At 39.9% G+C, this 9916-nt stretch carries 8 protein-coding genes; 4 read left to right on the top strand and 4 right to left on the bottom strand.

Annotated features, from left to right (window positions below; all coding sequences use genetic code 11):
* The 3 genes from AC52RT_RS18225 to AC52RT_RS18215 all read right to left on the bottom strand — a co-directional run.
* A partial coding sequence (locus tag AC52RT_RS18225; protein WP_495542060.1) for a DEAD/DEAH box helicase family protein occupies positions 1-1253 on the bottom strand: 1253 nt, incomplete at its 3' end.
* A gap of 222 nt (positions 1254-1475) precedes the next feature.
* The gene (locus tag AC52RT_RS18220; RefSeq protein WP_495542059.1) at positions 1476-1706 is read right to left on the bottom strand and encodes a CsbA family protein; all 231 of its coding nucleotides are present in this window, start codon (positions 1704-1706) and stop codon (positions 1476-1478) included.
* 131 nt (positions 1707-1837) lie between these two features.
* On the bottom strand, positions 1838-3439 hold the full coding sequence (locus tag AC52RT_RS18215) for a catalase (protein ID WP_495542062.1): 1602 nt from the start codon (positions 3437-3439) through the stop codon (positions 1838-1840).
* A gap of 329 nt (positions 3440-3768) precedes the next feature.
* Between AC52RT_RS18215 and AC52RT_RS18210 the strand changes: the two genes are divergently transcribed.
* Positions 3769-5310, top strand: coding sequence for an N-acetylmuramoyl-L-alanine amidase family protein (locus AC52RT_RS18210; RefSeq protein ID WP_495542058.1), 1542 nt, complete (start codon positions 3769-3771; stop codon positions 5308-5310).
* Positions 5311-5353: 43 nt separating this feature from the next.
* Here AC52RT_RS18210 and AC52RT_RS18205 read toward each other — a convergent pair whose 3' ends face one another.
* Positions 5354-5968, bottom strand: coding sequence for a YczE/YyaS/YitT family protein (locus tag AC52RT_RS18205; protein ID WP_495542061.1), 615 nt, complete (start codon positions 5966-5968; stop codon positions 5354-5356).
* A gap of 182 nt (positions 5969-6150) precedes the next feature.
* Here AC52RT_RS18205 and AC52RT_RS18200 point away from each other — a divergent pair, with 182 nt between their 5' ends.
* The 3 genes from AC52RT_RS18200 to AC52RT_RS18190 all read left to right on the top strand — a co-directional run.
* Complete coding sequence (locus AC52RT_RS18200; RefSeq protein WP_495542057.1) at positions 6151-8373, top strand: MMPL family transporter; 2223 nt, start codon at positions 6151-6153, stop codon at positions 8371-8373.
* Positions 8374-8564: 191 nt separating this feature from the next.
* Complete coding sequence (locus AC52RT_RS18195; protein ID WP_495542056.1) at positions 8565-9095, top strand: YceI family protein; 531 nt, start codon at positions 8565-8567, stop codon at positions 9093-9095.
* Positions 9096-9303: 208 nt separating this feature from the next.
* A partial coding sequence (locus tag AC52RT_RS18190) for a YhgE/Pip domain-containing protein (protein ID WP_495542055.1) occupies positions 9304-9916 on the top strand: 613 nt, incomplete at its 3' end.

Genomic DNA, 9916 nt, shown 5'->3' with positions numbered 1-9916 from the left:
AGGAGCCCTGTCGGCCGAATAATTTGTTCAACCATTTCCGGTGTATGCTCGAGCTCATATGGACCAGGGGTAGCAGAGACAAAAATAGCTTGGCTGACTTTCTGCTCAAACTCTTCAAAACGAAGCGGTCGATTGTCTTTTGCAGATGGAAGCCGAAAACCATGGTCAACTAGGACCTGTTTACGTGCCTGATCACCATTAAACATTCCCCTTATTTGCGGCAAGGACACATGGGACTCATCCACAACGAGCAGGAAGTCCTTTGGTAAATAATCAATTAACGTATACGGTGTTGATCCAGGCGGTCGTAAGGTAAGATGGCGCGAATAGTTTTCAATGCCAGAACAAAAGCCCATCTCAGCCATCATTTCCAAGTCATAACGAGTCCGCTGCTCTAAACGCTGTGCCTCGAGAAGTTTATCATTCTCACGTAATTCACTTAGTCGTTCTTCGAGCTCAGCTTCAATATTTTTTATAGCCACTTTCAGTTTTTCTTCTCGTGTCACGAAATGGGAAGCTGGGAAAATAGCAATATGATCTCGTTCGCCTGTAATTTCTCCTGTTAACGCATTTACTTCACGAATACGATCAATCTCATCACCAAAAAATTCAATCCGCACGCATTGTTCGTCACGAGATGCCGGAAAAATCTCAACAACATCTCCACGCACTCTAAAAGTCCCCCGTTGAAAGGCAATATCATTTCGTTCGTATTGAATATCTACCAGTTTATGCAGTAAGGTATTCCGGTCAATTTCTAAGCCAGTTCGCAGAGAGACAAGCATTTCCTTGTATTCCTCTGGTGAACCGAGGCCGTATATACAAGAAACACTGGCAATAATGATGACATCTTGACGTTCAAATAGTGAAGACGTTGCAGAGTGCCTGAGCTTATCAATCTCATCATTGATGCTCGCATCTTTTTCAATAAATGTATCCGTAGAAGGAACATATGCTTCAGGCTGATAGTAATCGTAGTAACTGACAAAATACTCAACCGCGTTTTCAGGAAAGAATTCCTTAAACTCACTGTACAGCTGTCCTGCTAATGTCTTATTGTGAGCAATAACCAGTGTTGGTTTGTTTATCTCTTTAATTACATTAGAAACTGTGAATGTTTTTCCTGTACCAGTTGCACCGAGAAGGGTTTGGTATCGCTTGCCTTCGTTAATCCCTTTTACAAGTTCCTGTATAGCCAGCGGCTGATCTCCCTGCGGAGTATATTTTGAAACCAATTCGAATTTATCCTTCACCTAGTACCCTCCTAAACGGGATTTTCTTGTTTAACTTCTATACTATATATAAAGGAAACTCCCTCTACTACCAGAAGCTGCACCCTCTTTATTTATAACCCTTTTACAAATACTTCTATACTCATTCTACCACAAAGCATAAAAAACAAACCATATAAAAGCGAACGTTTATTCGTTTTTCATTTAGTAGATACAGCTCAATAAATCAAAAAAAGCACCTTTTCAGGCGCTCTTCACAGTACGTTTCATCATTCTTGTAGAGAGGTAAAAACCAACTGTTAACGACAAAGCATCAACAATAACCAGCCACCAGGCATGGGTATAGCCTTTATAGGCTGAAGCTGCGATTAAAGCAACAGTTAAACTCAGTCCCACATAGCGGTTATAGGTAACTCTAGAGAAAAGCATCACTAATAAGCAAGGAAGGAAAAGAGCGGATAAAAGCTTAATCATTTATTCATCTCCTTAAAGAGAAAAGTCTTATATTACATTATTGGTATACAGTTTAATTGATTATCGCTGACAATACCATTGATAATCTAAAAAAAGCAAATTTCCTTCAAGAGGAAATTTGCTTTTGATTCTTAATATGGTTCAGCGTCATGACTTTTTTCTACGGCTTCTTCAGGCGCATCATTACCTTCTTTGGAGCTGATTGGTTTTGAGTGCTCTGTTTCGTCTTTAGGTGCATTGGCAAGCCCTTCTCTTAAGCGGCGGCCATACTCTTCATCTGCTTCTTCCGCAAGTGCAATCATTTTCTCTTGAACCCGCTGATCAGCAGGTCCTAGTGCACTAACTAAGTTAGCAATTAATTCTTCTCTCTCCCATTCCTCAAAATTACGGAACGTTTCACCAGCTTGTTTCGTATTACTTGGACGATCAATGGACTCTCGAACCAAATGTCCTTCAATAAAAGGTGTGTATTCCTTACCAGTAGGTTTCGCTTCCTTTAACCCATCAATGGTAGAAGGCTCATAATTTATATGAGGATTTTGATTTTCACCTAAATCTACTTTATATTGCATTTGTCCGCCGCGTTGGTTCGTTGCCACCCTTTTATTGGGTGCATTAATTGGAAGCTGCAGATAATTGGGACCAACACGGTACCGTTGTGTATCTGAATAGGAGAAGGTCCGGCCTTGCAGCATCTTATCATCTGAGAAATCAAGCCCGTCAACCAGTACCCCTGTTCCAAAAGCAACTTGTTCCACTTCAGTAAAATAATCCTCGGGATTTTTGTTCAGCGTCATGGTCCCAACATGCCTCCATGGGAATGTATCATTTGGCCAAAGTTTCGTATCATCCAACGGATCAAAGTCCAACTCTGGGTGGTCGTCATCACTCATAATTTGAACAAACAAATCCCATTCCGGGAAATCTCCCTTTTGAATGGCTTCATATAAATCCTGTGTCGCATGGTTAAAGTTGGTAGCTTGAATTTTATCCGCTTCGTCTTGTGTCAGGTTCTTAATTCCTTGCTTCGGTTCCCAGTGATACTTAACAAGAACAGCCTTCCCCTCTTCATTCACCCATTTATAGGTATTCACACCTGATCCTTGCATCATACGGTAGTTAGCTGGTATTCCCCATGGAGAAAATAAGAACGTAATCATATGGAAGGTTTCCGGTGAACTAGAGCAAAAATCAAATATTCGCTTTCCATCCTGAATATTGGTGACAGGATCCGGTTTAAATGCATGGATAAGATCTGGGAACTTAATCGCATCACGGATAAAGAATATTTTCAAATTGTTTCCGACCAAATCCCAATTGCCGTCCTCAGTATAAAATTTCACCGCAAATCCACGTGGATCACGCAGCGTTTCTGGAGAGGTTCCTCCATGAATAACCGAAGAGAAACGAACGAAAAGCGGAGTTTGCTTCCCTTCTTCTTGGAATAACTTTGCACGCGTATAGGTCGAAACAGGCTCGTCCCCAGCTTTTCCTGTTGCTGTAAAATACCCGTGAGCACCAGCCCCACGTGCATGAACGACCCTTTCTGGAATCCTTTCCCGGTCAAAGTGACTGATTTTTTCTAAAAAATCATAATTCTCTAATGTAGTGGGCCCGCGATTTCCAACGGTCCGCATGTTCTGATTATTGGTGACCGGATGTCCCTGTCTGTTGGTTAATGTTTCTTCATTTTCATTATCTGCTCGTTTTTTATTTTTCTCGTTTTCGTTTATCAATTTCCTTCCTCCTTTTCAATTTACATCCAGTAATATTCCTCAATTTAAGAAAAATATTCCTTTTCAAAATAAAGGTAAATATTTCCTATAGATAGTATAAAAGGCTCATATAAAGAAAAATCTATTCAACTAACGACATTTCGACCGATACTATTGGTACCTGTATTTAGCATAGTTTGCTATTTTTCTGTCGAAATAGTGTTATATTATTCCTTTTTTAGATTAATTTTAGTTTTTTTGTCTTTTATGTAAAAAAATAGTTTATTATTATACTAGGCAAAAAATGGGTTTCGGAAAAAATACTTTTATGTAAGGCGGCGAACAGCATGAAAAAAAGATTAGGATCTCTATTGTTAGCCACGGTACTCTTCTTATCACTATTCACATTTGTGAATCCTGCTGAGTCAGTATCGGCAGCTGCCACGGTAAAAGCACAGGTTAATGCAAGTTCCCTTAACGTCCGGGCTAAAGCGAGTACAAGTGCTAAAAAGTTAGGCGCACTAAAAAAAGGGAACACCGTGACGATTTCTCAGGAAAAGAGCGGCTGGAGCAAAATTCCTTATGGTAAGACCTCCGGATGGGTCTCATCTAAGTACTTGACCAAAGTAAAGACTGCTAAAGCAGCGTCTACTTCTGCAACAAAGAATGGCTATGTAACAGCTACGACTTTGAACCTGCGGTCATCTGCATCCACGAGCAGCAAAACCATGGCGACCTTAAAAAAGGGCTTACTCGTCAATATCAAATCCACAAGCGGCACATGGTATAAAGTGTATGTTCCTTCCACTAAGAAAACAGGCTGGGTTTCAAAATCATACATAACCACTAAAAAACCCGTAACAGCTGTAAAATCGGAAGCTACGAATACAGTCTATTACGTTACCGCTTCAACACTTAATATTAGAAAATCAGCATCTACTTCCGGTACAGTTGTTACATCTGTGAAGAAAAATGCTAAAGTAACCGTTAGTAAGATCAGCGGCAAGTGGGCCAGCTTAAAAACAGCATCTGGGAAAAGCGGCTGGGCCGTAACGTCTTACTTAACAAAGAAAGCACCTGTTAAAAAGGATCCTGTTGAAAATGCAAAACCAGCGGAGGATTCTACTGAACCGGATGTTGATTCAGAAGTATACTATGTAACCTCCAATGGGTTGAATATCCGTAAAGCAGCCAATACAACAGCTAAGGTGTTAACAACCGTTAAAAAAAATGAAGAAGTAACCTTACTTGAAGTAAACCATGACAACTGGGGTAAAGTACTAACCACTGCCGGAGTTATTGGTTGGGCTTCAATGAAGTATTTATCTGATGAAGAACCTGTCAGAGGCGTAAGTGGTAAAGTGATCGTACTTGATCCTGGCCACGGTGGGACAGACCCTGGGGCAAGTGGGAAAAATAATAATGAAAAAACGCTCACGTTAAAAACGGCTAAAAAGCTGCAATCCAAATTAGAGGATGCCGGCGCGACTGTCATTATGACACGAACAGGTGATACGTATCCTTCTCTTACCAAACGAGCTGAAATCAGCGAAAAATACAAGGCTGATGTATTTATTAGTATTCATTACAATGCAAGTACGAATAAAACAGCTAATGGTGTGGATACATTCTATTACAAAACGAATGTGAATGAATACGAGTTGGCAAAATGTATTCAAGAAGAAGTGATCAAAGCCACAGGTATGAAAAGTCGTGGTGTCAAAGAAGGAAACTTCCAAGTCATCCGTACGAATAAACAGGCCTCCATTCTAGTTGAGCTTGGATTTATCTCCAATCCAACTGAAGAAAAAATCATTGCCACAGACGAGTATCAGACTAAGGCAGCTGCTGGAATGTTCAATGGTTTAGAAAAATATTTCAATCTATAAAAAAAGAGCTTTGAAGTCAGGAAGATCCTGCTTCAAAGCTTTTTTATTTTTGGATAGCACTGGTTATTGATCGTCTCTCTATCCATTTTCCTAGAAGTCCTGAGAAAACAATTCGTGACTTTTGGAATACAGGACTTTGGATAAAGGTATAGATAAAGGTCGCAATGAACACAGGCCCTCCTAGTAGAAAGCCAAAAACGAGGATGAAGCTTTCAACGAGTATTCTTGCTCTACTCACTGAGATACCTGTTCTTTCTGAGACAATCAACATAAACCCATCCCGCGGCCCTGCGCCGAGATTCGAAGCCACGTATAGCCCTCCACCGATTCCAGCCAATAAAATTCCTGCCAGCAGAATGAAATAGTCTGTCCAAGTACCGGACGACTCTGGTAACAATCCAGACCAGAGAAAAAAATCCATAATGACTCCCACGCACATCGCATTCAGAAAGGTTCCTAGACTTATATATTTCCGATCTACTATATACGTGATTAGAACTAAGAATAGCCCGGTTATGATAGACCAGCTCCCAATGGTCAAACCGATCTGCTGAAAAAGAGCAACGTTCAACACTTCCCATGGATGCAAACCTAGAAATTTCACCTTAACTGCGAGAGCGTTTCCCATTCCCAGCAGACACAGACCTCCGAAAAACATCCCCCACCTAATCAGATGCAACACCTAGCTTCACTCCACCTCTACCGAATATATTCTAACTATAGCACATTAAACTTTTGGGATTTTGACCGCTTCATATATAATTAAAGGGATCAACTTTTTTCACCACATTTTTACATAATCTTTTATATATGAATAAAAAAAATGAATGAGGTGTTTTTTTGAACGAATCGATTATACAAAAACTCAGCAGAATGATTACAGGAAAATCAGGCAGATGGATCGTAATTGGTATTTGGATTGCTCTAACTGCTATTCTAACTTTCACCTTACCATCCGTTGGTGAAAAGGAAGTAAACAAAACGGTTGACCTTCCGAGCGATGCACCTTCTATGCAAGCAGATGAATTGATGGAAAAAGAATTTCCCAATTCATCTGGTGTACCTGCTCTGCTCACATGGCATCGCGAGGGTGGTTTAACAGATAAAGATTTAGCGGCTGTTCAAGCATTAAATGCTGAACTTACAAAAAATCCTCTGCCTAACCAATCTTTTCTGCCTCCTATAGACCAAGTACCACTTCCAGCTCTTAAGGAGTTCATTTCGGAGGATGGGACTACACTTGTTCAAACCATCTTTTTTGCCGAAGATGCGGGAGCTGAAGAACTGAAGAAAAATTTAAATGAAATTGAAGCGTTAGTAAAAAAACAAGATATCGGCAATCCGTTTAAAGAAGACACCGATTCAAGCGAACTCTCTATTCGTGCAACTGGTCCTGTCGGCATTTCTGTCGATGCAACCGGGCTATTTAAAGGTGCTGACGTAACGTTATTAATCGGAACTGTATTATTAGTTCTTGTTCTATTATTACTGATCTATCGTTCTCCCCTGCTTGCCATTATTCCGTTAATCGGGGTCGGCTTTGCCTACCTTTTAACCAGTCCAATTCTTGGTTTTATGGCGGATAAGGGCTGGATTACTGTAGATGCCCAATCCATTTCAATTATGACCGTGCTTTTATTCGGGGCAGGAACTGATTATTGTTTATTCCTAATTTCTCATTACCGAACCGAATTAAGGAAAACAGAAAATAAACGCAGAGCACTGATGCATGCTTTTACTGATTCTTCTGGTGCCATTGCGATGAGCGGCTTAACGATTGTTATATCCCTGCTGACTCTGTTGGTTGCCGAATATGGGGCATATACCCGTTTTGCTGTCCCATTTAGTTTATCAATCTTCATTATGGGCATAGCCGCCCTAACCTTGGTTCCGGCAATACTAGCTGTTTTTGGCCGAGCTTCCTTTTTCCCAATCATCCCGCGTACACCTGAAATGGAAAAAGAACGGGCTCAAAAAACGGGGAAACCCGTTAAACGTCAGAAGAAAACGAACAAAATTGGAAATGAAATCGGCAATTTAGTCATAAAAAAACCATGGACAGTCGTCATCATCTCCGTTGTTATATTTGGGATACTGGGTGCGTATTCAACACAAGTTAAATATACCTATGACATCCTCTCTTCTTTCCCAGAGGATATGGATTCTCGAGAGGGCTTTGCCGTCATTTCTGACGCCTATTCACCAGGAGAATTGGCCCCTGCAAAAATCGTCATTGATACAGAAGGAAAAGATATCCCGCTTACAGATGCCTTAAAAGAAATCGATATTGTTGAGACCGTCAGTGATCCTGAAGAAGGGGCAACAAACAAAGATTTGAAGGCCTATACAGTTAAATTTTCAATCAATCCATATTCTTTAGAAGCAATGGATAGTATTCCTGCTATAAAAACCGCTGCCGAATCAGCCTTAACAGATGCTGACGTTAATAAAGCTTCGGATAAAGTCTGGATCAGTGGACAAACAGCAACACAGCATGACAACCAAGTAACGAGTGACAAAGATCGCACCATCATCATTCCGCTAATTGTTATCTTAATTGCGCTTCTGCTATTAGCTTATTTACGATCCATCACTGCAATGATTTACCTAATGGGTACAGTCATTCTATCTTATACTGCCGCACTTGGTCTTGGGTGGTTTATACTCCATAATTTCATGGGTGTCGAAGCGATACAAGGAGCCATCCCGCTTTACGCATTCGTCTTCCTTGTCGCACTTGGCGAAGATTATAATATCTTCATGGTCTCAAGCATTTGGAAGAAGAAAAAGATCATGCCAATTAAGCAAGCGATCAAAGAGGGGGTAAGTGAAACGAGCGGAGTGATTACATCCGCCGGTATCATCTTAGCCGCCACCTTCGCAGTCTTAACGACGGTGCCGATCCAGGTTCTCGTTCAATTCGGACTCATTACGTCAATTGGGGTCTTGATGGATACATTTATTGTTCGTCCTTTCCTCGTCCCAGCGATTACCGCACTACTCGGCCGTTATGCCTTTTGGCCAAGTAAGGCAAAATTGTATGAAGGTGAAAAAGAAAATTAACCAAAAAAGTCTTTAGTCACTATGGTGATTAAAGGCTTTTTTTGCACATAATCTTAAAATGAAATGCCTTAACTACTTACTAAAAATAAGTAGTTGACTTTTAATTAACGATTACATATACTTACATTATAAACATTTATCTCGGAGTAAATATATTTTATTTCAAGATAATAATTTTGGGAGGAATATACATGACAATAGAAAAATGGGTAATAGACGCAGATCATAGTTTAGTTGAATTTTCAGTGAAACATATGATGATTGCAAAAGTACGTGGGAACTTTGCGAAATTTGATGCTAACATTACAGCAGATTCTTCTGATTTAACGACAGCTGCTATTGATTTCACCATTGATACTGCAAGTATCTATACGAAAAATGAGGACCGTGATAATCATCTTCGTGCAGCTGATTTCTTTGATGTTGAATCCTTTCCAAACATAACATTCAAAGCTACAGAGATTATTAAAGTAAGTGGTGATGACTATAAAGTAATCGGCGATGTGACAATTAAAGATATCACTCGTCCTGAAACATTCGAGGTAACATTCGAAGGTGAAGGAAAAGATCCTTGGGGTAATACCAAAGCAGGTTTCAGCGCCAAAACAAAAATTAACCGCAGTGATTATGGATTGACTTACAATGCGGCTTTAGAAACTGGCGGCGTCCTAATCGGCGATCAAATAACGATTAACATTGAGCTTGAAGCATCAAAAGCATAATTATAGAAAAGGGGGATGAGCTATTTCATCCGCCTTTTTTTATTTTCCCACCTGCTTTTTCAGAAAAAATGATTAAATATACCTAAAAATATTTTTTTATTACCGAAAAATAGAAGGAATTTCAATTTATTGTCAGAATATATAAGGAATACAAACATAATGAATCATGATTCATTTATATTTGTAATCATAACAAAGGGGGAAAAATATGAATTCTTCGCAATCAGAAATGGGAGGATTTGCTGGCAGACGAGGGTGGATTATTGCAGTCATCGCCATTCTTTTAGTGCCGTTTGTATATGCGGCCCTTATCCTCACTGCTAAATGGGGACCATACGATAACCTAGCAAATCTTCCTGTTGCAGTCGTCAACCAAGATCAAGGGGGAATGTCCGGGGGAGAACCAATTAATGTTGGGAATGACTTAATTGCTGAGTTAAAAAGCAACAATAGTCTTGGCTTTGAATTTGTCGATTCTGAAAAAGCCGAAAAAGGATTAAAAGATCTTAAATATTATATGGTCATTGAAGTACCAAAAGACTTTTCACAGAAAGTGACGACTGTTCTCGATGCCAATCCACAAAAGCCAGAATTAAAGTATACTCAAAATGAAGGCTTACATTTTATGGCCGCGCAAGTGACTAAAACAGCCACAGAAAGAATTCAAACACAATTAGCAAATAAAGTAACGGCCACGTATACAAAGAGTCTGCTTACTCAGCTATCTGAAATTGCAAGCGGTTTCAATACTGGAGCAGACGGTTCCGGACAAATTAATTCAGGTGCTACTGAGTTGAAAAATGGAACAGATCAAATTCTTA

This window comes from Peribacillus sp. (assembly GCF_059453735.1).
This window is presented reverse-complemented; position numbering and strand designations above follow the sequence as displayed.